Raw genomic sequence first — 22,087 nt, 5'->3', positions numbered from 1 at the left:
GGGGCCTGGGCCGTCGTGGTCTTGCCGCGCGCCGCCGAGAAGGGCGGTGCGGGGTCTCCCCCGGTGGGCGGGTCACCTGGGGAGGGGCGACGGGGCCCCGGGGCCTCAGCGGACGATCTCGAGGATGGTCTGGCGCTTCGCGTTGTGGTAGCAGTGCCAAGCCTTGAGCGAGGGATCGGTCTTTTCCAGCGAGTAGCCCCACTTGATGCAGGTGTCCATGTTCGGGGCCAGAACCCTCGTGGCCTTCGTCGCCTCCGCCGCCTGTGCCGTTCCTGCGGTGAGGCCGGAGATACCGGTGAGGGCGGCGACGCCGGCAACGGCAACGAGCGTTTTCGTCAGCTTCTTGCGCATATTTCTCCCCTTGGTGGTTGAGCAAGTGCGCGGTTCGCTTCCGCGCCGGTCAGGCACCTCGTCAGGCAGGGGGCGCAGTGCGGTCGATGCCCAAACCCGCCTATACGTAGGCCACTTGCTCGATCTGGGCCCATCGGACCAGAGAACCAGTCGTACTCTCAAGCATTGTCGGACGTTGTTACTGAGACCTGACAAACAATCGAGACTGATGACTCAGTTCACTCGCCGCGGCCGACCGCCTGGAGGAGGGCCTCAGCACGCGCCAAGCGCGTGTGCGGCGGGCGGTGTTGCCGGACCAGACGTAGACGGCGCTGAGCACGCAGACGAGCAGGCAGACCGTTGCGGTGAGGGCCAGGGACAGCCGGACGAGGAGCGTGAGCGTCATGGCGGCGACACCCCCGCCCCCGTCGGGGGCCGCACTGGAGCGGCCCCGGTACCGGCTCCGGCTGCTGCACCGGCAGAGCGGCGAGCCGAGCTTCCGGGTCGTCGCGCAGCGTACCGGCAAGGCCATCAGCCATACGACCGCGGGGAGGAGTCACCGCGAGGGCGAGACACATAAGGAACTGCTGCTCACGCTGGAGGCGCGGGCCGATCTCGCCGACCGGCTGACGCACCTGCACGAGCAGCTGGGGCGGGAGCGCGGGCGCAACGAGGAGTTGAGCCAGCGCGTCGCCGACCTGGAAGCGGAACGGCGCGAGCACAGCCGGCGCATCGAGCGGTTGCAGGACGAGCTGCGCGAGGTACGGGACGAACGGCTGGCGCTGCTGGAGCAGTTGAGCGGGCTCCACGCCCGCAGGGCGGAGCTGTACTTCACCTGGGCGCGGGACGAGGAAGCCGGCGGCACGGCGCGGAGACCGGCCGTCGCGAGCGGGAACACGAGGTGCGTGAGCTCCGTGAACGGCTCGGCGCCGCGGAGGAGTTGCTGAGAACGGTATGGCCCCCAGGTCCGACGAATCCCCGGACTGACCCGCGCCGAACGGCCACCCGGGCCAGGCCGGCGGGGACTCAGATACGCAGCAGCCGCTCGGTGAGCTGCTCGTACTCCCGCAGGGCGAGCCGGAGTTCCTCGCCGCTCGTGCCCGCCCCGGCCGACTCCGGCTCAGGCTTCGGCTCCGAGCCCGACTCCGAGTCCGACTCCGAGTCCGACTCCGACTCCCCCGGCGCGTCGGCGGACCCGCCCTGCCAGCGGGCGCGCAGGCCCTGCTGCCGCGCGGCGAGCGCGGCGGTCAGCTGCGTGACGGCATCGGCCAGCGCGCTGTCCGCCGCCTCGACCCCCTGGCGCGGATCGTCTGCGAACATCTCGGCGGCGCGGCTGAGGCGCGCGGCCAGCTCGTCCCGCTCGGCGCGCGACAGCAGGCGCTCAGGCTGGTGACCGGGGCGGGGTGCGGAAGAGTCTCGGCGGGGGCGCTGACCTCCGGTCGCGGGCTGCTGGGCGCGCTGCTGGTCGTACATCATCGCGTGCACTTCCTTTCACTGGTGCCGACGGTTCGCTGTGCCGTCCGTCACGTGCGCGCCGGGGTCGGCTTGCTCGTACGGCGGCTCGTACCGCGGCCACGGTCCGCGGGTCCTCGTCGCGGGGGAGGGAGGCCCGGCCGCTGCGCGGGAGCACCCGTCATACGGGCTCCGCCGGGACAGGGCGAAGAGGAGAAGAGAGGGACAGGGGAACGTCGTCCGGGAACTTCGGACGGCACTGGCCTACGCCGCACGCGTCAGTCAACGCCGGGCGCCTCCCCCTGTCAACGGACCGGCTGTACGGCACGTTCCCCGCCGCGGCCCCTCCCGCCCGCCCCCCTGGTGCCCCGCCGCGCTGCCGATGCCCGCGGCGCGACCGGCGGCCGAGGCGACGGCGCCCACCGAGAAGGCCTCGGGCAGCACCGAACGGGTCACCTGCCGGCGGGTGGCGCCCACCGCGCGCATCAGCGCCAGCTCCTTGGTGCGCTGGGCGACGAGCATGGTGAAGGTGTTCGCGATGATGAAGATGCCGACGAAGAGGGCGGGCGGGGCGGCCGCCGCCGGGGATGTGGTTCCCGCCACTCCCCGGCTCCCCGGCGGCCGCGCGGGTCCGCTCGGCCGTACGCTGCCCGTAGTCCCACGGTCCTGCCACGGCGACCGCCGTGACGGCGACCGCGAGTCCGACGGCGGCGGAACCCGCCGTCAGCCGCCAGGTCTGCCGCTGCTGCGGTGTCGCGGTCCGCCAGTGCCGCCGGACCCGTCGAACAGGTCTCCGGACGGCTTCGGCGGTTGCCCGGATAGCGCGATCACGCACCTCGGACCAGCCCCTTTCGCAAGCACACACGTGCGTAGGGGACACTTAATCACCAGAACATGTGTTGATCACGGAGGAGCCTCCCTTGGAGTTCGACGTCGTCATCGAGATCCCGAAGGGGTCGCGGAACAAGTACGAGGTGGACCACGAGACCGGTCGCATCCGGCTGGACCGTCACCTTTTCACCTCGACCGTGTACCCGGCCGACTACGGCTTCGTCGACCACACCCTGGGCGAGGACGGCGATCCGCTGGACGCGCTGGTGCTGCTCGAGGAGCCGACCTTTCCGGGCTGCATCATCAAGTGCCGCGCCATCGGCATGTTCCGCATGACAGACGAGGCGGGCGGCGACGACAAGTTGCTGTGCGTGCCGTCCTCGGATCCCCGTATGGAGCATCTGCGGGACATCCACCATGTGAGCGAGTTCGACCGGCTGGAGATCCAGCACTTCTTCGAGGTCTACAAGGACCTGGAGCCCGGCAAGTCCGTCGAGGGGGCGAACTGGGTGGGCCGTTCGGATGCTGAAGCCGAGGTCGAGGCGTCCGTGAAGCGCCTGGAGGCGCAGGGCGGCGGGCACTGACGGTACGGCCGCGGGCCGTACACCGGTCCGCGGCCTCCGGCCGCTCCTTCCTCAGGAGGACGAAGAGGCCGTGGGGGCGGCGGAGTTGGGGATGTCCTGCTCCGCCCACACGACCTTGCCGGAGCGTGTACGGCATGAACCCCAGCGCCGGCACAGCATGTTGATGAGCTGCAGTCCGCGGCCGCCCTCGTCGCTCACGTCCGCGTGCTGGATCTGCGGCAGGTCCGGGCCGGTGTCGGACACCTCGACCATAAGCCGGTCGTTCCGCAGCAGGCGCAGCCTGCCGGGGCCGCCGCCGTAGCGCAGGGCGTTGGCGACGAGTTCGCTGACGACCAGTTCGCTGACGTCGGACAGGTCGGCCAGGTCCCAGAGTTCCAGCTGCTCGGTGACCAGCTTGCGCGCGGTGGACGCCGCGGTGCCGTCCCCGGGCAGCTCCCAGATGTGCAGCTGGTCGTCCACGCCGGCGCGGCTGGCCGCGACGAGCAGCACGGCCTCGTCGAACCGGCGGTCCACGCCCTGCCCGGACGACATCAGCCCGCACGAGTCCAGTTGCCGCGTGTCCATCCCCGCGGCGGCCTCCCGCAGCCGGCCCAGCTGGATGTCGACGTCGTCGTCGCGCGTCTTGATCAGGCCGTCGGTGTACAGCACGAAGCGGCTGCCGTCGGGCACCGGCAGATGCACCGCGTCGTACGGGATGACACCCGCGCCGAGCGGTGCGCCGACCGGCACGTCGACGTACGAGGCGGTGCCGTCCGCCGCGACCAGCAGCGGCGGCGGGTGGCCGGCGGTGGCGACCGTGTACGTGGCGTCGGCCGGGTCGTACACCGCGCACAGGCAGGTGGCGACCTGCTCGTCCTCCAGGTCGCGGGTCGCCAGGTCCAGCCGCGCGAGCACCCGTTCGGGCTCGATGTCGAGCGTCATCAGCGTGCGCGCGACCGTACGCAGCCGGCCCATGGTGGCGGCGGCGGGCAGCCCGTGGCCCATCACGTCGCCGACGACGAGCGCCGTACGGCCGCTCGGCAGGGCCACCACGTCGTACCAGTCGCCGCCGACGCCCCGCGCGTCGGCGGCCGGCGCGTAGTCGGCGGAGACGGCCAGGCCGGGCGTATTCGGGGTGGCGCGCGGGAGCAGGCTGCGCTGGAGGGAGACGACGTGCTCGCGCTCGCGGCCGTAGAGGCGGGCGTTGTCGATGAACACGGCGGCCCTGGAGGCCAGCTGCTCGGCCAGCGCCAGGTCGGTGGGCGTGAACGGCGGGCTGCTGCCCGCCCGTACGAAGTCGGCGGTGCCGAGCAGCACGCCGCGCGCCATCAGGGGCACCGCCATGTAGCTGTGCACGCCCTTCTCGCGCATCTTCGCGGCGCGGCGCGGAGTGGGCGTGACGCGCCGGAAGTCCTCCTCGGTCATGCCGCTGACGAGGACCGAACGGCGTTCCACCAGGCACCGGTCGGTGAGCAGCGCGCCCGGGTGTATGGCCAGCGAGCCGATCGGGTCCGGCTCCAGGTCCGTCAGCGACTCGACGGCGTGCACGGCGGTCGCGCGGATGGGCGGTATGCCGCCCGCTGCCCGCTGCCCCTCCTCGCCGTGCAGGACGGCCTCCAGCAGGTCCACGGCGCAGCCGTCGGCCAGGCGCGGTACGGCGAACTCGGCGAGCTCCTGCGCCGTACGCTCCAGATCCAGGGTGGTGCCGATGCTGGTGCTGGCGTCGTTGAGCCAGGCGAGACGGCTGTGCGTGTTCAGCCGGTCGGCCAGGGCAGCGGCCGTGCGCCGCCATCGGAACGGCCGGGAAACGTCACCCCATCGGAAGCGGCGCCGCTTGCCGCTGCCGCCGTTCACCGTGCCGGCCTCCCGTCCCGTCCATGGACGACTAGTGGCTCAAGTGTGGCCCCGTGGCTGAGCCGCCGCCTGTCGGGGACGCCATGCTAGCCACGTGCGGCGCGCTGAACCCCCTACTTGCAGCGCTTGGTCCGGGCCGTCTCGCGGTTACCGACAGTGCGTGACATGGCCGACACTTTCGGCACCCGTCTGTCACATCCTGGGCAGGGAATCGGAGCCCGTCAGAAGCCGCGGGTGCGCTTCGCCGCGCGGCGGCCCGGGAGCGGTGTCTCGACGCCGGGCGTCTTCATGAACAGCCGCGCCAGCTCGCCGCCGAGGTTCACGCCGATCGCGATGGCGAGGGCGAGGGCGACCGCGCGTGCCATGTTCTCCATGCCCGGATCCATGTTGCCCTGCGCGATGTTGAGCAGCCCGAAGTACGTCGCGCTGCCCGGCAGCAGCGGCCCGATGGCCGCCGTGACGTACGGCAGCGAGGACGCGAACTGGTACCGCGACATCAGCTGCCCGAAGAGGCCTACCAGACCGGCGGCGGCGAAGGTCGCGGCCACCGGGTTGAGTTCGCCGACGTCGTGCATCGCGCCGTACACCAGCCAGGCCACACCGCCGTTCAGGGTGGCCAGCAGCACGGTGTGACGTTCCTGCTGCAGCAGCACGCAGAACGCCAGGGCCAGCAGCATCGCGGCGAACAGCTGGACTTCCGGGCGCTCTTGGTGCTGCAGCGCCTCCGGGTCGAACTCCGCGCCCAGCTCACCGCCGACGTACAGCACGATCAGCACGCCGCACACGATGCCGACGATGAGGTACACGACTTCCAGCAGCCGGGCCGACGCGGTGATGTAGAAGCCGGTCAGGCCGTCGTGTACGGCGGCCACCAGCGCCCGCCCGGGAATCAGCGCGAACAGCCCACCGGTGATCACCGCGCCCGCCTGGAGCTCCGCGGTCACGCCGCTGTCTATCAGCACCACCGCGACACCCATCGCGGCCGGCGGCATCGCCGCGGCCACGAACTGGTAGAACTCCGGCAGCCCGCGCCCCGCGCAGAACCACGCCAGCCGGTCGCCGAGGATCGCGCCCGCCGCCGCCAGTACGAACACCAGCCAGCCGCCGCCCACCAGCAGCGACGCCGCGCCGGACAGCAGCCCGCTGGCCAGGGACAGCACGCCCTTGGTGAACGGGTGCCGGTTCCGGCGGATGTCGGCGAGCCGCCGGTACGACTCCTCCAGCGTCAGTTCGCCCGTCGTGATGTCCGTGACCAGCTGGAAGACGGCCGCGAGCCGCGTGTAGTCGGTGCCGCGGCGCCGTACGGTACGGCTCAGCGTCACCGGGTCGTCCACCAGCGACGGCTGGTGGGTGATGGACAGCAGCGTGAACGTGACCGTCGGCTCGCAGCGGTCCAGGCCGAACGCGTGCGCCGTGGCGAACATCGCCGCCTCGACGTCCTCGGCGCCCTCGCCGCCCGCGAGCAGCAGCTCGCCGATGCGGAGCGTGAGGTCGAGCACGCGGGGCACCGACGGCCCGTGCTCCTCCCCCTCGCCGCGCCCGGCCCGCTCCGGCGCGGGCCGCTCGGCCAGCGGCAGCCGGATCATCGTCCGCATCCGGTCCTGCCACGGCAGCCCCGGCCGGTCCAGCATGCCCACGACCGGAATGCCTTCCGGCGGGGTGAACGCGCTCGAGAACTCGGTCGGCGGCGAGGCCAGCAGTCCCTCCGGAACGGCGAACTCCGAGGACGGGTGGTCGTCCTCCGGCACCGGCGGCACGGCTAGCCCGGACGGCGGAGTGAACGCGCTGTGCACCTCGTCCGACGACGGCTTGGCGTCCTCGGGCTCCTGCTCGGCTCCGGACCCGCTCGCTCTGGACTCCCCGGCCACTGTCCTCCCGCTCCTCGGTCGTGCGCCCGGCCAACCTGACCGGCGAGTTCCACAACGTCGGGTCCGGTGGCCTCCGTTCCCGGCCGCTGGGCGGGGACGGGGCGATTTACCTCACAGGACCCTGCCTGCTGGCAGCATAAGTTGATTGTCCTGTGCACGCCCGAGGGGCCCGCACCGGGTGCGGGCCCCTCGTCGTGTGCTGCGGCGTGATACGGCCGCCCTGCGCGTTCCGCGGACCGGCTCAGGCGTGCCGGGCCGCGTTGGCGAGGATCGCGTCGCGCAGGTACTCCGCCAGCCCCTGCCGCCGGGCCTCGTACTGGTCCCGGAAGCGGTGGTCCGACACGTACATCTCGCCGAGGCAGCTGTGCAGCTCGCGCGAGCAGTCGTAGTAGTACCGGCAGATCTGCTGCCTGGCCTCCTCGGCCAGGTCCGTCGCGGTCTCGGAGTCCGGCGCGGCGCCGGCGTCCATGGCCTCGACGATACGGCGGTTCCAGTCGTCGACCTCCGTCTGGATCCGCAGCCAGTCCTCCTTGGTGTACGTGGCGATGCGGCGCTGCGACTCGGCGTACGCCTCGGTGTCGCCCCAGCGTTCCTGCACCTCCTCGGCGTAGTCGTCCGGGTCGTGGTCGCCGAAGACCTCGAACTTCTCCTCCGGTGTCAGTCTGATGCCCATCTTGCGTGCCTCCATGGCCTGTTCGACGGCGGCGGCCATCTCCCGCAGCTTCCCGATCCGCGCCTTCAGCAGTTCGTGCTGGCGGCTCAGGTGCTCGACGGGATCCGCGTCCGGGTCGTCGAGCAGTGCGGAGACCTCGTCCAGCGGGAAGCCGAGCTCCCGGTAGAAGAGGATCTGCTGCAGCCGGTCCAGGTCGGCATCGCCGTAGCGCCGGTGCCCCGCGGGGGTGCGCTCGCTCGGTGCCAGCAGCCCGATCTCGTCGTAGTGGTGCAGCGTGCGCACCGTGACCCCGGCGAAACCGGCCACCCGGCCGACGGAGTAGCTCACGTCCGCCTCCTTCTCTCGCGTACGGGCACCACGGTGCTGCCTCACGCTACGTGAGGTGCAAGCCCGCCAGGCGACGCTACGTGCCCAGCGCCCGGTAGCGGCGGGTGGCCAGGGGGAAGAAGACCGCCAGCAGGGCCAGCGGCCACGCCGTCGCCATCAGCACCGCGTGTTCCGTGACCCACGAACCCCCGCCGCCCCAGGACGGGTTGGCGAACAGCTCCCGTACGGCCGCCGCCGTGGCCGACATCGGGTTCCACTCCGCGATCGCACCCATCCAGCCGGGCATCGTGTCCGGCGACGTGAACGCGTTGGAGAGGAACGCGACCGGCCAGATCAGGATCTGCACCGCCTGCACCAGCTCCGGCTTGCCCGCGACCATGCCGAGGTAGATCCCCGCCCAGAGCATCGCGAAGCGCAGCAGGAGCAGCAGGCCGACCGCCGCCAGCGCCTCCCCCGGGCCGCCGTGCCAGCGCCAGCCCATCGCGAGTCCGACGCCCATCAGTACGAGCAGGCTGAGCGCGGACTCCAGCATGTCCACGAGGCTCCGCCCGATCAGTACGGCGGACGGGGCCATCGGCATCGAGCGGAAGCGGTCGATGACGCCCTTGTTGAGGTCCTGGGTGAGCGACACCATCGTCGACTCCAGCCCGAACGCCATCGTCAGCGTGAACATCCCCGGCACCAGATACTCGCGGTAGTCCGCGACCTCCATGCCGCCGCCGAGGAAGTACGCGAACATCACCAGCATCATCACCGGGAAGACCAGCCCGACGGCCACCTGCACCGGCTGCCGCGCCCAGTGCGACAGTCCGCGCCGGGTCATGGTCCAGGAATCGGTCAGTACGTACGCGGTCATACGGCCGCCCCCGTCTTCGTCTCGTCGTCGTCCGTGAGGTGCAGGAAGACCTCGTTCAGCGTGGGCCGGCGCAGTGCGATGTCCTCGGCCCGTATGCCCGCCGCGTCCAGGGCCCGTACGGCCTCGGTGAGCGCCGCCATCCGGTCCCGTACGGGGGCGCTGACCAGGCGCCGGTCGGCGTCCGTCGTCACGTCGTCGGCCTTGGCGGCCATGCCCACGACCGACGCTGCGGACGCGAGCTGCGCCGCGTCGTGCACGACGACGTCGATACGGTCCGCGCCGAGCCCGGCCTTCAGCTGGTCGGCCGTGCCCTCGGCGATGACGCGCCCCTGGTCGACGACGACGATGGCGTCGGCGAGCTGGTCGGCCTCCTCCAGGTACTGGGTGGTCAGCAGGACCGTCGTACCGCCTCCCACCAGGCCGCGTACGGCCTCCCAGACCTCCGTGCGGCCGCGCGGGTCGAGGCCGGTCGTGGGCTCGTCGAGGAAGAGGATCTCGGGTTCCATGATCAGGCTGGCGGCCAGGTCGAGGCGCCGCCGCATGCCGCCGCTGTACTGCGTGACGGCCTTCTTGCCGGTGTCCGCCAGCCCGAAGCGCTGGAGCAGTTCCTGTGCGCGGGCGGCCGCGCGCCGGGCGCCGAGGTGGTAGAGCCGTCCGAACAGCTCCAGGTTCTGCCGTCCGCTCAACTCCTCGTCCACGGCGGCGTGCTGGCCGAGCAGCCCGATGCGGGCGCGTACGGCGCCGGCGTGCCGGGTCACGTCCAGGCCGGCCACCTCCGCGCGTCCCGCGGTGGGCCGCAGCAGTGTGGCCAGGATGCGGACGAGGGTGGTCTTGCCCGCCCCGTTGGGGCCCAGGACGGCCTGCACGGTGGCGCGCGGCACGGTCAGGTCCACGCTGGCGAGCGCGTGCTTGGCGCCGTACTCCTTCCGCAGCTCCTCGACGGCGATCGCGTGGTCGGCGTTCGTCAATGACATCTCCTCCTACGCTGTAGTCAAACTTGACTACCGGCAGGCGAAGATATACCTCGCAGGGAGGCTAGTCAAACTTGATTACTCTTGGCTCCGCCCGATGCCCTGCCCGGTGCTCCGCTTCTTGGCGACCGCCGTGCCCGCCGCCTGCCGGCTGGTGTCCGCGTACGGGTTCTCGGTGCCGGGCGGCAGCACGTCCACCTCGCGGCCGCCCTCACCCGCCATCACGTACGCGCCGTTCTCCAGCCGCTCGATCAGGCCGCGGGTCCACTCGGCGCCGCTCTCCGCGGTGTACACCCAGAGCCGCATGATCTCGCCGATGTGCCCCCACTCCTCCGGGGTGCCGCTCGGCGTCCAGTGCCGCGTGACCTCGTCGCGCCACTCCTCCAGGGCGGCGACCCGCTGCTTCAGCAGCGCGACGGCCTCGTCCCGCGGCAGGTCGACGATGAAGCCGACGGCCGAGGTGAGCATGTCCGGCTTCTGGTCGATGGCGGTGAGGGCGTCCCGCAGGAGCTCCAGGAACACGCGCTCGCCCTCGCCGGTGAGCTCGTACTCCGTACGCGGCGGGCCGCCCGCCGTGCTCGGCGCGACGTCGTGTGCCAGCAGCAGGCCCTGCTTGGCCATCTGCTTGAGCGCGTGGTACACCGACCCGGGTTTGGCGTTGGACCACTCGTGGGCGCCCCAGAACTCCAGGTCGTTGCGGACCTGGTAGCCGTGCGCCCGCCCGTGCTGGCGGACCGCTCCCAGCACCAGCAGCCGGATCGCTGACATCGTCTGCCCGTCACCCTCTCCCCGCCCAGCCTGTGTGTACGGCTGCCAGCCTAATTACGGGAGAGGGGACGGTCAGTCGCGGCCACCGGGTCCGGCGCCGTACGGCCGGGACGGCGGCGGGATCAGAGGCTCCCCGGCGCCCGGGTCAGAGCCCTTCCGGCCGGGGCGCCGCCCCCGTCTCCCACACCAGCTCGAACGCCGTCTTCCCGTCCAGCGTCTCGCGGATGATGTCCGCGTGACCCGCGTGCCGGGCGACCTCGCTGATCAGGCTGAGCAGCATCCAGCGCCAGGAGCGCGGCTCCTTCGGGTTCCACGGGGCCTCCGGGAGCGCGAAGGTGTCGTCGAGCGAGGGCACCGCCCGTACGAGCTCCTCGGTCTCCCTGGCGACCTCGGCGTAGAACCGGAGGACGCTCTCGACGGTTTCGTCGCCCTCCAGCTCGAAGCAGCCCGACCAGTTGGTCTCGTCCCGGTGCACCGCGTGCGGCAGGCCGCGCGCGTCGCGCAGCCAGCCCTGCTCGACCTCGGCGACGTGCTTGACCAGCCCGGCGACGGACAGCGAGCTCGCGCTCGGACTGCTGGCCGCCTGCTCGGGGGTGAGGCCGTGCAGGGCGCGCCGGATGCCGCCGCGCTGTGCTTCCAGGTACGCGAGCAGGGCGCCGCGCTCGTCACCGGTGTTCTCGGCGTCAACCAGGGTGGGCATCGTTCGTCACCTCTCGTCGGGGCCCCACGGTTCCGGGGGCCTTCCGGTGACTCCAAAGCTATGCCGCCCTGCGGTCAGCTTCGGTCCTCAAGGCCCGGCGGAAACGGGGAGCCCCGCGGGAGGATGACGGGAGGATGACGGGAGGACTCAGAACGGGTAGGCGCTGCGCCCGTGCTGGATGGAGATCCACTTCGTGGTGGTGAACGCCTCGACCATCTGCTCGCCGTTCAGCCGCCCCAGCCCGGAGTGCTTCTCGCCACCGAACGGGACGATCGGCTCGTCCGCCACCGTCGAGTCGTTGACGTGCACCATGCCGCTCTCGATCCGGCGGGCCACCGCGATGCCCCGCTCGATGTCGCCGGTGTGCACGGCGCCGCCGAGCCCGTACGGCGTGTCGTTGGCGACCCGTACGGCCTCGTCTTCGCCGTCCACCGGGATGATCAGGGCGACCGGCCCGAAGACCTCCTGCTGCAGCACGGGGGCGTCCGCGGGGACGTCCGTCAGCACGCTGGGCGAGACGACGTTCCCCTCGGTGCCGCCGCGTACGAGGACGGTGGCGCCCTCCTCGATCGTCTGGTCGACGAGGGCGGTGACGCCCTCCGCCTGGCCGGAGTTGATCAGCGGGCCGATGTGCGTGGTGGGGTCCTGCGGGTCGCCGACCTTGAGCGTGTTCACCTTGGCGACGAACTTCTCGGTGAACTCGGCGGCGACGGCGCGGTCCACGACGATCCGGTTGGCCGCCATGCAGACCTGGCCCTGGTGCACGAAGCGGCTGAAGACGGCGGCGTCCACGGCGTAGTCGACGTCGGCGTCGTCCAGCACGAGCAGCGCGCTGTTCCCGCCGAGCTCCAGGATGGCCTTCTTGAAGTGCGAGGCGGCCACGGTGGCGACGTGCCGGCCGACCTTGTCCGAGCCGGTGAACGAGATGACCTTGGGCACCGGGTGCTCGATCAGCGCGTCGCCGATCTCGGCGATGTCGGTGATGACGACGTTGAGCAGGCCCGGCGGAAGCCCCGCCTCCTCCAGCACCTTGGCGACCAGGGCGCCGCCGCAGACCGGCGTGTTCTGGTGCGGCTTGAGCACGACCGCGTTCCCGAGGGCGAGAGCGGGCGCAACCGACTTGAGGGAGAGGAGGAACGGGAAATTGAAGGGGGAGATGACTCCGACGACGCCGACCGGGACGCGGTAGACGCGGTTCTCCTTGCCGTCGACCGGCGACGGCACGATCCGGCCCTCGGCGCGCAGCGCCAGCTGGATCGCCTCGCGCAGGAACTCCTTGGCGAGGTGCAGCTCGAAGGCGGCCTTCAGCCGGGTGCCGCCGAGCTCGGCGATGATCGCCTCGGTGATGTCCTGCTCGCGGTCCTCGATGATGCGCACGGCACGCTCGAAGACGACCCGCCGGGAGTACGGGTTGGTCGCTGCCCAGGCCGGCTGGTGCCGCTCGGCGGCGCGGTACGCCTGGTCGATCTCGTCGGTCGTGGCCACGGTGATCGAAGCGAGCTTCTCTCCGTCGTACGGATTGAAGTCGATGATGTCCCATGAGCCGTTACCGGGGCGCCACTCACCGTCGATGTACTGAAGCGCCAAGTCCGTGAAGTAGGACATGCCATTCCTTCGGGGGATCGGAAAGGGTCCGGGTGCGGGTGTCGATGGCACGTCATCGTACTTGTGTTTTAAGGAAGTTGGCGGATCTTGTGGAGATGATCGCGAGTTCTGGCCGGTGAGTAGCTGAACTCGACCAGCCGCGCCAGCACCTCGTCGTAGCGCTCGACTTCGTCGCGCTTGTCCACGTAGAGGGCGCTGGTCAGCTGCTCCAGATAGACGACGTCGGACAGGTCGGACTCGGGGAAGCGGAGCAGGGTGAAGGCACCGCTCTCGGCGGCGTGGCCGCCGAGTTCGAAGGGGACGACCTGGAGGGTGACGTTCGGGCGCTCGGAGATCTCGGCGAGGTGGCGGAGCTGTGCGTCCATGACGGCGCGGCTGCCGAAGGGGCGGCGGAGCGCGGCCTCGTCCAGGACACAGAGGAACTGCGAGGCGTTCTCGGCGAGCAGCAGCTTCTGCCGCTCCAGCCGGAGGGCGACGCGGCGGTCGATCTCCTCGTCGGGCAGCCCGGTCCGGTGGCCGCTGGCGACGACGGCGTGTGCGTAGTCCTCGGTCTGCAACAGGCCGTGGACGAACTGCACTTCGTACGTGTTGATGTGCGAGGCGGCGCCTTCCAGCCCCACGTACGTCTGGAACCAGCCGGGCAGCACATCGCTGTAACTGTGCCACCAGCCCGCTCTGTTCGAATCGCGGGCGAGGCCGAGCAGGGGCTCGCGCTCGGCGTCGTCGGTCACGCCGTAGAGGGTGAGCAGGTCCTCGACATCACGCGCCTTGAAACTCACCCTGCCCAGCTCCATCCGACTGATCTTGGACTCGGAGGCGCGGATCGAATAACCGGCCGCCTCGCGGGTGACCCCGCGGGCCTCGCGGAGCCGTCGCAGCTGGGAGCCGAGCAGGATACGGCGGACCATGGACCCGCTTGAACTACTCGCCCCGTTCACGCCGTAACTCTCACTACTTGCCGGTCTTGTGTTCATTTCGATTAACCCTCCACCCCTACTAGGGGGGCAGTCTGCCATCTCCGGGCTCCGTTGCGTGCCCGTGTGATTACACATGATGGAAAGTCTCTCGTGCACGTGCATCTGCCCTTGCATCTGCCGTGGGCTTTGTGAACCATGGGGATCGCACAAGTGCACGCGGTGCTAGGGAAGTTGAAGACTCTACGAAACGCACGTCTTGAGCGCCCATCGGGGGAGCACCGAGGACCGGGATCCGCGAGGATCGTCGCTGGCGCAAACGGCTCAGGAGTGGCTCGTCATGGGGACCGATGGATCGACTGTGCTCGAGCCGTTATGGCATGGACTCCCCGCGCTCGACGCCGCGGCGCTCTCCGGATCGGCCTCCTGTGCACTGCCGGCGCGCTACGAAGCGGTGAAGAGCGCCCGGGTGTTCACCCACAAGACGCTCCGACGCTGGGAGCTCAACCGGGAGTTCGACGACGTCGCGCTGGTGGTCTCCGAGCTGGTGACCAACGCGCTGCGGCACGGCCTGCCGGCCAGCGCCCCGCCGGAGGCCGACCCGCCGGTGCGGCTGCATCTGATGCGCTGGTCCTCACGGCTGGTGTGCGCCGTACGCGATCCCAGCGGCGAGGCGCCGCACGCGGCCGCCCAGGAGAAGGAGTTCGACGAGATGGTCGGCTTCGCCGACTGCACAGCCGAGTCGGGCCGCGGACTCTGGCTGGTGGACTCGTTCAGCGACTGCTGGGGGTGGCACAGACTCACCGGCGCGCTGCCGGGAAAGGTCGTCTGGGCGATGTTCCGGTTCGGTCCGGCAGTGTGACCGTGTGAGGGCGCGCACCGCCACGGCCGCCGCCACGGCCGCCGGCCCAAGTGCCGTACGGGGCTGCTCCGTACGGCACTGTTCCGTAGGTACGCGGGGTCGCGTACGCGTCCGTTCTTCCGTACTCAGCTCTGTACGAGGTGGTCGAACTCCCCGTCCTTGACGCCGAGGAGCATCGCCTCCACCTCCGCGGGCGTGTAGACGAGCGCGGGGCCTTCGGGGAAGCGCGAGTTCCGTACGGCCACGTCGCCGCCCGGCAGCTTCGCGAACTCCACACACGTGCCCTGCGAATTGCTGTGCCGGCTCTTCTGCCACTGGACCCCTTGGAGGTCCCTGGCGGCCATGCCGTTGTACGCGTGAGGCACTGGAGTCTCCCGGGTGGCGCTGAGGGCGAGAGATGCCCCTCGTGAAAGCGGGACACCTTCAACTGCCCTGGATCATAACCCCGTTCACGTGCTGATGCATGCGCTAATGCACGTGCACGACACCCTGTTGCGGGGCCATCACAGCCGGTCAGAAGCTTGCGCATATGTCGGAGGCACAAGTGGAGGCAACGCTACCGGTATTGCTGCGGTGGGCACGTACCGGATGACCGACCGTCGGCGTGACCATGGAAATCCCCCCTCCGGAGAAGCCTTCCGAAGAGAAGACGCGATTTGCGGGCGGCTCGCCTCCTGTACCGCCCATCTTTCTGTCCGCACAGGGAAATCGTGTGCGGGCCTTGGTCCGGTCCTTGGCACGAGAGGTGGGAAACGCCCGATCGGCGCAGCATGGACGGAGGAGCGTAATCGGGCGCGGGCAGCAGCTCGGGCGCCGGCGCAAGCGCATACGTACGCGCCGGGGGTAGGACACGGGACACGGGTGAGGCCGACGCCGGGAGGTGGCCGCCATGGCCGCACGCACGGGACGTACGCCGCCGGGCCCAGCCCGGACCCGTACGCACGCCCGGACGCGTGCGCGCACCCGCACCCGCACCCGCACCCGCACCCGCACCCGCACCGTACGGACGCTCGCCCTGGCCGCCGTCACCCTGCTCGCCCTGGGCGCCGCCTGCGACACCTCGCCGGACGAGGACGCGGGCCCCACCGGCGCCCCCAGCACGGGCCCCGTGCGCTCCCCGTTCACGGGCGAGACCGTGCCCCGCGACCGCCCCGTACTGGCGGTGAAGCTCGACAACGCGCCCGGCGCCCGCCCGCACGCCGGGCTCGAGGCGGCCGACCTCGTGCACGTCGAGCTGGTGGAGGGCGGCCTCAGCCGGCTGATGGCCGTCTACTCCGGGCGGCTGCCCTCCGAGGCCGGGCCCGTACGCAGCGCCCGGGAGTCGGATCTGGAGCTGCTGCGGCAGTTCGGCCGCCCGGCGCTCGCGTACTCGGGCGTACGGTCCGCCCTGCAGGACACCCTCGACCGCGCGCCGCTGTTCCCGCTGCCGCCCCCGAAGGCGCCCGGCGCCTACTTCCGCTCCGCCGCGCACGCGCCCCCGCACAACCTGTACCTCCGCCCCGGGCGCGCACTGCGCGCGGCACCCGGCGCGAGCAGCGCCCGGGACATCGGCTTCCGCTTCGGTCCGGCCCCCGAGGGCGGCGCCGCGGAGTCGCACCGGACCGTGCGCTACCCCGCGGCGCGCTTCGGCTTCGACTGGTCGGCGGACCGCGGCCGCTGGCTGGTCTCCATGGACGGCTCCCCGGCCCGTACGGGCTCCGGCGAGCGGCTCGGCGCCGCGACGGTCGTCCTCCAGCAGGTGACCGTACGGGAGTCCCGGTACCGCGACGTGGCCGGCGCGGTCACGCCGTATCTGGAGACGGTCGGCTCGGGGAAGGCGACCGTGCTGCGCGACGGGAGGGCGTACGACACGGACTGGCGGCGTCCGTCGGCCGACGACGGGACCGCCTTCACGCTGCCGGACGGGCAGCGGATGGAGTTCGCACGCGGCCCGGTGTGGATCGTCTACGTGGCACGCTGAGCCGCCCGAGGCGTCCGTGGCCGGCGATGCGCTCGACCGCCACTTGACTTGAAGTGTCGTTTAATTTCTATCGTCGTGCCCGTTCACCCACTACGGAAGGTGCGGACGGTTATGAGCATGGAAATGACGGCCTGGAGCGCGCTGTACCACGCCAAGTACGCGAAGGACGACCAGCGCCCCTTCTCCCGGGCCAGCCTGCGGCGCATCATCCGGTTCGCCCGCCCGCAGCACCGGAAGATCGTCTTCTTTCTGGCGATCAGCAGCGTCCTCGCCCTGCTCACCGTCGCGACACCGCTGCTCGCGGGCCAGGTCGTGGACGCGATCGTGGACGGCTCGGACTCGTCCGTGGTGCTGGGCCTGGCCGGGGTGATCGCGGCCATCGCGCTCGCTGAGGCCGCCGCGGGGATCGGCACCCGCTGGCTGTCCACCCGTATCGGCGAGGGCCTGATCCTCCAGCTGCGTACGGCGGTCTACGACCATGTGCAGCGGATGCCGGTCGCGTTCTTCACCCGGACCCGTACGGGCGCCCTGGTCAGCAGGCTCAACAACGACGTCATCGGCGCCCAGCGCGCCTTCAGCGACACCCTCTCCGGCGTGGTCAGCAACCTGGTCACGCTGCTCCTCACGCTCGTCGTCATGCTGAACATCTCCTGGCAGATCACGCTGCTCGCGCTGGTGCTGCTGCCCGTGTTCGTGCTGCCCGCGCGCCGGATGGGCGCCCGGCTGGCCCGGCTGGAGCGCGAGCGCGCCCAGCACAACGCCGCGATGAGCACGCAGATGACGGAGCGCTTCTCGGCACCGGGCGCGACGCTGGTCAAGCTGTTCGGGCGGCCGGAGGAGGAGTCGGCGGAGTTCACCGGGCGGGCCGCGCGCGTACGGGACATCGGCATCCGTACGGCCATGGTGCAGCACTACTTCATCACCTCCCTCACCCTCGTCTCCGCCCTCGCGCTCGCCCTCGTCTACGGCCTCGGCGGTTACTTCGCGCTGCACGGCTCGCTCGACCCGGGCTCCGTCGTCGCGCTCGCGATGCTGCTGACCCGGCTGTACGCGCCGCTGACCGCCCTCGCCAGCGCGCGTATGGAGGTGATGACCGCGCTGGTCAGCTTCCAGCGGGTGTTCGAGGTGCTGGACCTGAAGCCGCTGATCGAGGAGAAGCCGGACGCGGTGGAGGTGCCGGAGGGGCCGGTGTCCGTCGAGTTCGACGATGTCAGCTTCAGCTACCCGTCCGCCGAGAAGGTCTCCCTCGCCTCCCTGGAGGAGGTCGCCACGCTCGACACCCGCGGCGGCGAGGAGGTCCTGCACGGCATCTCGTTCCGCGCCGAGCCGGGCCAGATGGTGGCGCTCGTCGGCTCCTCGGGCGCCGGCAAGTCGACCATCGCGCAGCTGGCGCCGCGGCTGTACGACACGGACAGCGGCGCCGTACGGCTCGCGGGCACGGACGTACGGGACGTACGCGCCGACTCGCTGCGGCACACCCTCGGCATGGTCACCCAGGACGGGCACCTCTTCCACGACACCATCCGCGCCAACCTGCTGCTGCCCCGCCCCGACGCCACCGACGACGAGGTGTGGGACGCGCTGCGCCGTGCCCGCCTGGACGGGCTCGTCGCCGGGCTGCCGGACGGGCTGGACACCATCGTCGGCGAGCGCGGCTACCGGCTCTCCGGCGGCGAGCGCCAGCGCCTCACCATCGCCCGGCTGCTGCTGGCGCAGCCCCGCGTGGTGATCCTCGACGAGGCCACGGCACACCTGGACTCCACCTCGGAGGCGGCGGTGCAGGAGGCGCTGGCCGAGGCACTGGCGGGGCGCACGTCGGTGGTGATCGCGCACCGGCTGTCGACGGTACGGGCGGCCGACCAGATCCTCGTGCTGGAGGAGGGCCGCATCGTGGAGCGCGGCACCCACGGCGAGCTGCTGGCGGCGGGCGGCCGGTACGAGCAGCTGTACCGCACGCAGTTCAGCGACGAGCCGTACGCGGAGGACGCGGGGGACGCGGGGGACGCGGAGGACGCGGGGGACGCGACGGCCGCCGCAGGCCCGCCCGCCGAGGAGGAGGCGCAGCCGGCCTGACGGCCGCCCGCCACCCGTACTGACCGCCCGTCACCAGCGCACTTCCCGCGCACCCTTCAGCCTCGCCCGACCGGACCAGCCCGGCGGGCGGGGCCGCCGCGCTGCGCGCACGCTGAGCACAGGGCCGCGGGGTGAGCGGCCCGGACCACCCTCGGGAAGGACCTGTGCCGTGCCCTTCAGCCTTGACCGGCTCCGCCGCTGCACCGTGGCCGTCGACCTCGGCGCCGCCCGTACGCGCGTCCACATCAAACAGTCCGGGCTGGTCGTCGACGAGCCGTCCTGCGTCGCCGTCAACACCTACTCCGGCGCGCTGATCGCGGTGGGCGCCGCCGCGGAGCGGATGGCCGGACGCACGCCGGAGCACATCCGGGTCGTGCGGCCGGTCACCGGCGGCATGGTGGTGGACATCGAGATGGCGCAGCGCATGCTGCGCGCGCTGGTCGGCGAGAAGGTACGGCGGGCCTGGCGCCGCCGCCCGACCCTGCGCGCCGCCGTGTGCGTCCCCCACAACGCCGACCCGCTCGCGCGGCGCGCGGCCGTGGAGACGCTGGCCGGGGTCGGCGCGCGGCGCGTCGAGCTGGTGGACGCGCCGACCGCGGCGGGCGTCGGGTGCGGGCTGCCGGTGGAGCAGCCCCAGGCCACCATGATCCTCGTCTGCGGTGCCACCACCACCCAGGTCGCGGTGCTGTCGCTGGGCGCGATCGTCGCCGCGGTGACGGTCCCGATGGGCGGCGACACCATCAACAACGCGCTCGTACAGCATCTGCGGAACCACCACGAGCTGATGCTGCCGAGTCAGGCCGTACGCCCCCTGCACCGCGCGCTCAACAACTCCGCCACCCCCTCCGACGCCCCCACCGAGGTGCACGGGCGGGACGTGGTGACGGGGATGGCCCGTACGATCCTGGTCGACCCGCAGGACGTACGGTCCGCGGTGCAGGCGCCGATGACCGGCCTGCTCGACGCGATCCGCGGGGTGCTGCACCGATGCCCGCCGGACCTGGTCGCGGACCTCGCCGACCGCGGCATGATGCTGACGGGTGGCATGGCGCTGCTGCCGGGGCTGGACGACCGGCTGCGCGAGAACACGGGCATGTCCGTGCACATCGCGGATGAGCCGGCGGGCTGCGTGGTGCGGGGCCTGGCCGCCATGACGGAGGGTGGCGTACGGCCGTTCGCGCCGGGCGGCGGCCGGCCGGACGCCAGGCCGCAGGACAGCGAGCCGCAGGACGCCGACGGGCGGCACGCGGAAAAGCAGACGGCGGAAGCCGGCTGAGCCGGCTCCCGCCGTGGAAGGTCCGCCCGGTGATCCGGGCGGACCTTCTGCTGTATGGGGGGTATGTGGTGTGCCGGGTCGGCCGGCCGGGTCAGCCGCGGCCGGCCGAGCCCGCCTTCGCCTCCGGCATCGGCTCCCGCGCCTGAGCGGCGTCCGGGAACTGGACGCGGGCACCGGGGTGCACCGCGTACGGCGGGGCGGACGGGCGCTTCCCGTGGGTGATCGCGTTCATCGTGTCGATGCCGTAAGCGACTTCCCGGCACACGCGGATCACGGACATCAAGGGTGCGCGCATGGGTTCCTCCTGCTGAACGGCCGGGACGGACCCAGCGTTTCTGCCTGTCGCCGATGGTCGGCTCACCAACGATGGTGCCTTCCACGGAGCCCTTGCGACGACCAAATCAGGGTCCGGACTTTGGCCGATTTAGGCCAGCCTGGCGGAGCGGTCTCCGGTGCCATTTCAGACCACCTCGGACGGGAACATTGCCACGTCAGAAGGGGTTCACCGGCCGTTCCCCGCGCGGGTACCCGGTAGGCCCCCGACGGGCCCCCGACGGGGGGCGGCAGAGGGCGGCAGGGGGGCACGGAGCGGGGGCCGGGGCCGGACATGCGAGAAGGCCCGGCAGAATCTGCCGGGCCTTCTCTGTGCAGTAGCGGGGACAGGATTTGAACCTGCGACCTCTGGGTTATGAGCCCAGCGAGCTACCGAGCTGCTCCACCCCGCGTCGGTAAACACGACTCTACGTCACGCGGGGTCCCGATGGGAAATCGGTGGCAGGAGAGGCGGTCGACGGCCGGAACGCACCCGTGTGCGTCCCGGCCGTCAGAGCCGCGGTATGCCCGCCAGCACGCCGTCGGGAGGCTGTCAGACGCGCTGCCAGAGCGCGGGCACGTTGGGCGGCTCCCAGCCAGGCTGTGCCTGGTGGGCCTGGAGGCAGCGGTACTTGGCGCCGTTGTAGGTCACCTCGTCGCCCGCCTGGTACACCGTGGTGGTCTTCCAGGTGCCGTCCGGATCGCCGGGGCCGGGGTCACCGCCGCCACCGGTCGTGGTGAGGGTGACGCCGTAGACCTGCAGCGCCTCGTTCACCGGCTGGAAGTACGTGGTGCCGCCGGACCGGCAGTTGCCGGAGCCGCCGGAGGTCATGCCCTGTGCCTGGTCACCGGAGATGAACGAGCCACCGGAGTCACCGGGTTCGGCACACACGTTCGTACGGGTCACTCCGTTCACCGTGCCCTGCGGGTACGTGACGCTGGTGTTCAGCTGCTGGACCGAGCCGCAGTGCCAGCCCGTGGTGGAACCGGAACGGCAGATCGACGCGCCGACCATCGCCTGCGTGGAGCCGGCGACCGACTGCGGGCTGCTGTTCACCGTGGGGGTGGAGGTCCAGTTGCTGTTCGTGGCCACGTACGCGTAGTCGTTGCCGGGGAAGCTGGAGCCGCGGAAGGTGCCCTGCGGCTGCCGGTTGGAGCCGGTCGTGGTGGCCCCGGTCTGGCCGCAGTGGCCCGCGGTGACGAAGCCGGACTGGCCGCTCTGCGTCACCGAGAAGCCGATCGAGCAGCGCGAACCGCTGCCGATGTAGTACGCGTCGCCGCCGCGCAGATCGTAGAACGTACGCGGTTTGACGGACGACTTGCGCACCGACACCCGTACCTCGGCCCCTGCCGACTCGGCGAAGCGCTCCGCCGCGGCCGGCTCCGAGCTGAGGAGCACGACGCTGTTGGTGCGCACGTCCACGTACCAGACCGGCGTACCGGCCGGTGCCTTGCGCTTGGCCGCGCGGTCCAGGGCGTCCTTCGCGTCCTCGAGCTCGGCGTAGCTGTGCTCCACCACCTCGGCCTTGGCCCCCTTGGCGGTGATCGCGCGTACGTCGGACCGGTCGGTCGTGGCCACCGTCAGCTTCGCGGTGGCACCCCGCACCCAGGCTCCGGCGAAGTCGTCACCGAGTTCCAGCCGCAGCGACCCGGCGTCCGCGCCGGCCTGACGCTCGTTGGCGAGCCGGGACTCGGCCTCCGCCGGAGTGAGCCCGAGGTCGCGCTGCATGGCCTTCAGCATCCCGGGCGAGACGTCGGGGCTGCCGGCGAAGGCCGGTGGTCGTGGGGATTCAGCGGCCGTGGCGGCTGCGCCCGGCAGCCCGGCCAGGGCAAGCGCGCCGACCGTCACGACGGCCGAACACACACCCATGACGCGTCTGTGGAGCATGCGA

The 22,087-nt window shown here is 71.5% G+C and carries 20 protein-coding genes, 1 tRNA gene and 1 pseudogene; 6 read left to right on the top strand and 16 right to left on the bottom strand.

Annotation, left to right across the window (positions count from 1 at the left end):
• Nucleotides 1–105: 105 nt before the first annotated feature.
• A complete protein-coding gene (locus tag DVA86_RS13945) occupies nucleotides 106–351 on the bottom strand; it encodes a hypothetical protein (RefSeq protein ID WP_208878560.1) in 246 nt (81 codons plus the stop codon).
• Between the two features lie 383 nt (nucleotides 352–734).
• Here DVA86_RS13945 and DVA86_RS13940 point away from each other — a divergent pair, with 383 nt between their 5' ends.
• Nucleotides 735–1,277 carry a hypothetical protein gene (locus DVA86_RS13940; protein ID WP_208878559.1) on the top strand — a complete coding sequence of 181 codons (543 nt, stop codon included), beginning with the start codon at nucleotides 735–737 and terminating at the stop codon, nucleotides 1,275–1,277.
• 79 nt (nucleotides 1,278–1,356) lie between these two features.
• On the opposite strand, the gene DVA86_RS13935 is transcribed toward DVA86_RS13940, so the two are convergent.
• Both DVA86_RS13935 and DVA86_RS13930 read right to left on the bottom strand, forming a co-directional pair.
• A complete protein-coding gene (locus tag DVA86_RS13935) occupies nucleotides 1,357–1,806 on the bottom strand; it encodes a hypothetical protein (protein WP_245996554.1) in 450 nt (149 codons plus the stop codon).
• 342 nt (nucleotides 1,807–2,148) lie between these two features.
• Nucleotides 2,149–2,355: pseudogene (locus DVA86_RS13930) on the bottom strand (FtsX-like permease family protein); the annotation flags it as partial.
• Nucleotides 2,356–2,702: 347 nt separating this feature from the next.
• Here DVA86_RS13930 and DVA86_RS13925 point away from each other — a divergent pair.
• The gene (locus tag DVA86_RS13925) at nucleotides 2,703–3,197 is read left to right on the top strand and encodes an inorganic diphosphatase (RefSeq protein ID WP_208878555.1); all 495 of its coding nucleotides are present in this window, start codon (nucleotides 2,703–2,705) and stop codon (nucleotides 3,195–3,197) included.
• Between the two features lie 51 nt (nucleotides 3,198–3,248).
• Here DVA86_RS13925 and DVA86_RS13920 read toward each other — a convergent pair whose 3' ends face one another.
• The 9 genes from DVA86_RS13920 to DVA86_RS13880 all read right to left on the bottom strand — a co-directional run bounded on the left by DVA86_RS13920 (nucleotide 3,249) and on the right by DVA86_RS13880 (nucleotide 13,706).
• On the bottom strand, nucleotides 3,249–5,030 hold the full coding sequence (locus DVA86_RS13920; protein WP_208878553.1) for an ATP-binding SpoIIE family protein phosphatase: 1,782 nt from the start codon (nucleotides 5,028–5,030) through the stop codon (nucleotides 3,249–3,251).
• 221 nt (nucleotides 5,031–5,251) lie between these two features.
• Nucleotides 5,252–6,898, bottom strand: coding sequence for a threonine/serine exporter family protein (locus tag DVA86_RS13915; protein ID WP_208878552.1), 1,647 nt, complete (start codon nucleotides 6,896–6,898; stop codon nucleotides 5,252–5,254).
• Between the two features lie 241 nt (nucleotides 6,899–7,139).
• Nucleotides 7,140–7,898, bottom strand: coding sequence for a MerR family transcriptional regulator (locus tag DVA86_RS13910; RefSeq protein ID WP_208878550.1), 759 nt, complete (start codon nucleotides 7,896–7,898; stop codon nucleotides 7,140–7,142).
• Between the two features lie 76 nt (nucleotides 7,899–7,974).
• Complete coding sequence (locus DVA86_RS13905) at nucleotides 7,975–8,754, bottom strand: ABC transporter permease (protein WP_208878549.1); 780 nt, start codon at nucleotides 8,752–8,754, stop codon at nucleotides 7,975–7,977.
• Nucleotides 8,751–9,728: an ATP-binding cassette domain-containing protein gene (locus tag DVA86_RS13900; RefSeq protein ID WP_208878547.1), complete on the bottom strand. Its 978-nt coding sequence runs from the start codon at nucleotides 9,726–9,728 to the stop codon at nucleotides 8,751–8,753. The genes DVA86_RS13905 and DVA86_RS13900 overlap by 4 nt, the downstream gene beginning before the upstream one ends.
• A 75-nt stretch (nucleotides 9,729–9,803) precedes the next feature.
• Nucleotides 9,804–10,493 carry a PadR family transcriptional regulator gene (locus tag DVA86_RS13895; RefSeq protein ID WP_208878545.1) on the bottom strand — a complete coding sequence of 230 codons (690 nt, stop codon included), beginning with the start codon at nucleotides 10,491–10,493 and terminating at the stop codon, nucleotides 9,804–9,806.
• 145 nt (nucleotides 10,494–10,638) lie between these two features.
• The gene (locus tag DVA86_RS13890; RefSeq protein ID WP_208878544.1) at nucleotides 10,639–11,193 is read right to left on the bottom strand and encodes a DinB family protein; all 555 of its coding nucleotides are present in this window, start codon (nucleotides 11,191–11,193) and stop codon (nucleotides 10,639–10,641) included.
• Nucleotides 11,194–11,340: 147 nt separating this feature from the next.
• Nucleotides 11,341–12,798 carry an aldehyde dehydrogenase family protein gene (locus DVA86_RS13885; protein ID WP_208878542.1) on the bottom strand — a complete coding sequence of 486 codons (1,458 nt, stop codon included), beginning with the start codon at nucleotides 12,796–12,798 and terminating at the stop codon, nucleotides 11,341–11,343.
• Nucleotides 12,799–12,866: 68 nt separating this feature from the next.
• Entirely contained in the window at nucleotides 12,867–13,706 is an 840-nt protein-coding gene (locus DVA86_RS13880) for a helix-turn-helix domain-containing protein (protein ID WP_208878540.1), read from the bottom strand.
• Nucleotides 13,707–14,052: 346 nt separating this feature from the next.
• Here DVA86_RS13880 and DVA86_RS13875 point away from each other — a divergent pair, with 346 nt between their 5' ends.
• Complete coding sequence (locus tag DVA86_RS13875; protein ID WP_208878536.1) at nucleotides 14,053–14,574, top strand: ATP-binding protein; 522 nt, start codon at nucleotides 14,053–14,055, stop codon at nucleotides 14,572–14,574.
• 125 nt (nucleotides 14,575–14,699) lie between these two features.
• Here DVA86_RS13875 and DVA86_RS13870 read toward each other — a convergent pair whose 3' ends face one another.
• Entirely contained in the window at nucleotides 14,700–14,939 is a 240-nt protein-coding gene (locus tag DVA86_RS13870) for a DUF397 domain-containing protein (RefSeq protein ID WP_208878535.1), read from the bottom strand.
• A gap of 524 nt (nucleotides 14,940–15,463) precedes the next feature.
• Between DVA86_RS13870 and DVA86_RS13865 the strand changes: the two genes are divergently transcribed.
• The 3 genes from DVA86_RS13865 (at nucleotide 15,464) to mreB (ending at nucleotide 19,883) form a co-directional block, all read left to right on the top strand.
• Nucleotides 15,464–16,534 (top strand): DUF3048 domain-containing protein, encoded by a 1,071-nt coding sequence (locus DVA86_RS13865; RefSeq protein WP_208878534.1) that lies wholly within the window; start codon nucleotides 15,464–15,466, stop codon nucleotides 16,532–16,534.
• Between the two features lie 111 nt (nucleotides 16,535–16,645).
• Nucleotides 16,646–18,607, top strand: a complete 1,962-nt coding sequence (locus DVA86_RS13860) for an ABC transporter ATP-binding protein (protein WP_208878532.1) — start codon at nucleotides 16,646–16,648, stop codon at nucleotides 18,605–18,607.
• 169 nt (nucleotides 18,608–18,776) lie between these two features.
• Nucleotides 18,777–19,883, top strand: a complete 1,107-nt coding sequence (gene mreB / locus DVA86_RS13855; protein ID WP_208878530.1) for a rod shape-determining protein — start codon at nucleotides 18,777–18,779, stop codon at nucleotides 19,881–19,883.
• Between the two features lie 91 nt (nucleotides 19,884–19,974).
• Here the strand turns inward: mreB and DVA86_RS13850 are convergent, their stop codons facing one another.
• The 3 genes from DVA86_RS13850 to DVA86_RS13840 form a co-directional block, all read right to left on the bottom strand.
• Nucleotides 19,975–20,178 carry a hypothetical protein gene (locus tag DVA86_RS13850; RefSeq protein ID WP_208878529.1) on the bottom strand — a complete coding sequence of 68 codons (204 nt, stop codon included), beginning with the start codon at nucleotides 20,176–20,178 and terminating at the stop codon, nucleotides 19,975–19,977.
• Between the two features lie 356 nt (nucleotides 20,179–20,534).
• A tRNA-Met gene (locus tag DVA86_RS13845) sits at nucleotides 20,535–20,608 on the bottom strand.
• Between the two features lie 140 nt (nucleotides 20,609–20,748).
• The gene (locus tag DVA86_RS13840; RefSeq protein WP_208878527.1) at nucleotides 20,749–22,083 is read right to left on the bottom strand and encodes a carbohydrate-binding protein; all 1,335 of its coding nucleotides are present in this window, start codon (nucleotides 22,081–22,083) and stop codon (nucleotides 20,749–20,751) included.
• Nucleotides 22,084–22,087: the final 4 nt, after the last annotated feature.

It is taken from the genome of Streptomyces armeniacus (assembly GCF_003355155.1).
Classification (GTDB): domain Bacteria; phylum Actinomycetota; class Actinomycetes; order Streptomycetales; family Streptomycetaceae; genus Streptomyces; species Streptomyces armeniacus.
This window is presented reverse-complemented; position numbering and strand designations above follow the sequence as displayed.

Bases quoted from the DNA above. Each gene is read 5' to 3' on its own strand.
- DVA86_RS13945 (WP_208878560.1), bottom strand. From the start codon at position 351: ATGCGCAAGAAGCTGACGAAAACGCTCGTTGCCGTTGCCGGCGTCGCC.
- DVA86_RS13940 (WP_208878559.1), top strand. From the start codon at position 735: ATGGCGGCGACACCCCCGCCCCCGTCGGGGGCCGCACTGGAGCGGCCC.
- DVA86_RS13935 (WP_245996554.1), bottom strand. From the start codon at position 1,806: ATGATGTACGACCAGCAGCGCGCCCAGCAGCCCGCGACCGGAGGTCAG.
- DVA86_RS13905 (WP_208878549.1), bottom strand. From the start codon at position 8,754: ATGACCGCGTACGTACTGACCGATTCCTGGACCATGACCCGGCGCGGA.
- DVA86_RS13900 (WP_208878547.1), bottom strand. From the start codon at position 9,728: ATGTCATTGACGAACGCCGACCACGCGATCGCCGTCGAGGAGCTGCGG.
- DVA86_RS13895 (WP_208878545.1), bottom strand. From the start codon at position 10,493: ATGTCAGCGATCCGGCTGCTGGTGCTGGGAGCGGTCCGCCAGCACGGG.
- DVA86_RS13890 (WP_208878544.1), bottom strand. From the start codon at position 11,193: ATGCCCACCCTGGTTGACGCCGAGAACACCGGTGACGAGCGCGGCGCC.
- DVA86_RS13885 (WP_208878542.1), bottom strand. From the start codon at position 12,798: ATGTCCTACTTCACGGACTTGGCGCTTCAGTACATCGACGGTGAGTGG.
- DVA86_RS13880 (WP_208878540.1), bottom strand. From the start codon at position 13,706: ATGGTCCGCCGTATCCTGCTCGGCTCCCAGCTGCGACGGCTCCGCGAG.
- DVA86_RS13875 (WP_208878536.1), top strand. From the start codon at position 14,053: ATGGGGACCGATGGATCGACTGTGCTCGAGCCGTTATGGCATGGACTC.
- DVA86_RS13865 (WP_208878534.1), top strand. From the start codon at position 15,464: ATGGCCGCACGCACGGGACGTACGCCGCCGGGCCCAGCCCGGACCCGT.
- DVA86_RS13860 (WP_208878532.1), top strand. From the start codon at position 16,646: ATGAGCATGGAAATGACGGCCTGGAGCGCGCTGTACCACGCCAAGTAC.
- DVA86_RS13850 (WP_208878529.1), bottom strand. From the start codon at position 20,178: ATGCGCGCACCCTTGATGTCCGTGATCCGCGTGTGCCGGGAAGTCGCT.
- DVA86_RS13840 (WP_208878527.1), bottom strand. From the start codon at position 22,083: ATGCTCCACAGACGCGTCATGGGTGTGTGTTCGGCCGTCGTGACGGTC.